Origin of the sequence: Bacillus cereus (genome assembly GCF_002564555.1) — a bacterium.
GTDB lineage: Bacteria > Bacillota > Bacilli > Bacillales > Bacillaceae_G > Bacillus_A > Bacillus_A cereus_K.
The window spans coordinates 1-1,658 of record NZ_NUVD01000047.1; the positions used below are offsets into that span (position 1 = coordinate 1).

Below are 1,658 nucleotides of genomic sequence, written 5' to 3' on the forward strand. Positions count from 1 at the left end.
TTAAGTTGATGGGCATGGGGGACTGACGGCAAAACGCAGATTTTAAACGCTAAGAATATGCAGAACTTCATGCAGACTACAAGAACGGTTTGAGTTGCCAAATACTGTTGTGACAGGAATGTATGAAATCTTGCATACAAAGAAGGGAACGGAAAGCTGGAAAACTATTGATATGAATGACTTTCTGGGATTTGATTACTACTGATAATTGTGCGTTATGTGAACTAGATTTGTATAGAGCATGCATTCAATCCTTTCGAATCTTCTTCAACTAAAGGGCCATTTAATGGAGCAAGTTTGTGGAACTAGCGAAACATCATAAAGAAAATTGTGGGATTTTCAAAGGCAATAGGTACATAAAAAGAGAACATATTTATTAATATTATTTGAATGACTGAAAGGGGAAAGTAGAATGAAAGATAAATTATTGAGGGTTGGAACTATTTATATTCCTGTTATCAATGTAGAGCTTTCTTCAGGATGGTATGTAAACAAATTAGGTGCAGAGTTAAGTTATAAAGACGAAGACAAGGCTATTCTTAACTTCGCAAACCAAAGTTTTTTTCTGGTTAAATCCCAAGTAAATCAAAGCTTAAATTTTTACGATTTTTGTGGTGAAGAGCGCTTCTCTTTAACATTTGAAGTTAATGGTTTAAATGCACTTAAATCAATCCATAATGATTTTATAAAAAAAGAAATAAAAGCTGGAGAGATCGAGAACAGAGGACACACTGGAAAGAACTTTGTTTTTTATGATTTAGATGGTAATAAATTTGATATTTGGAGTGAATTAAGTCCCATCTTCAAAGAAAAATATTTAATATCGCAATAAGAGAGTTTGATTATTCAATAAACAGTGGATTCTCAGGAATAAATATGGTGCCAACTAAGTTAAATCAGTCTTCCGCAATCGGGTGCGATTGTGGAAGACAATAAGTACAAAAGGATCTTCAATCGAAGATCCTTTTTCAGTACCGATAATGTTGCGTTATGTTAACTTTACATGTATATGGTATGCAGTTTTAAATGTTTCTTCATTTGTAATCCCTAATGGTTTAAAATGGAATTAACAGATGGAGAAATGAGGAAAATTAAGTGTTCTTACAAAGATTGAAGGTCATTCTCTTGTCAAGTCTATGTATGTCTCTTGTTAATATCATAACTGAATCACCTGGACCGTTATCAGAAGCTAATCTTAACTTGTTACCTATATACACTCTAGCTTACTCATTTGCTTTTACTATCTTTGCTGTTCCAATCCAGTTACTCCTTTTTAAGACAAAACTCATTAAACCATTTTCTATATTTAGTTTGTTGATATACATAGTGGGTGCTCTAATTACTTTTCAGCTCATAAGTGTGAGTGATTTTCATTATGATGGTTTAGTTTTTATCAACGCCATAGGTATTATTTATATAGTATCTGCAGGATTATTTTTCTGGTTATGGGACTCGTTAATCATTTTAAATAAAAGACAGGATAACTTCCAATAACGATAATTATGTAAATGAGCTCCCCATATGGGAAGCTCATTGTATTTTTTGCCTAGCGTGGGTGGGTTCCGAAATGCTGGCGGTACTCCGATCTAGTCGTGGGAAGGCACCTTAGGGTGTCTTTTTTTTCTTAAAGAACCTGTACAATTACGGTTGGAATTTCA

At 33.5% G+C, this 1,658-nt stretch carries 2 protein-coding genes; both read left to right on the top strand.

The genetic code is table 11. The features are described from left to right. Positions 1-412 precede the first annotated feature (412 nt). Positions 413-832, top strand: coding sequence for a VOC family protein (locus tag COI75_RS17120; RefSeq protein WP_098448513.1), 420 nt, complete (start codon positions 413-415; stop codon positions 830-832). A gap of 263 nt (positions 833-1,095) precedes the next feature. Then, on the top strand, positions 1,096-1,494 hold the full coding sequence (locus tag COI75_RS17125) for a UPF0715 family protein (RefSeq protein WP_098448514.1): 399 nt from the start codon (positions 1,096-1,098) through the stop codon (positions 1,492-1,494). Positions 1,495-1,658 lie beyond the last annotated feature (164 nt).

What these genes read in the sequence shown, in the direction of transcription:
- COI75_RS17120 (WP_098448513.1), top strand. Translation starts at nt 413, where the DNA reads ATGAAAGATAAATTATTGAGGGTTGGAACTATTTATATTCCTGTTATC.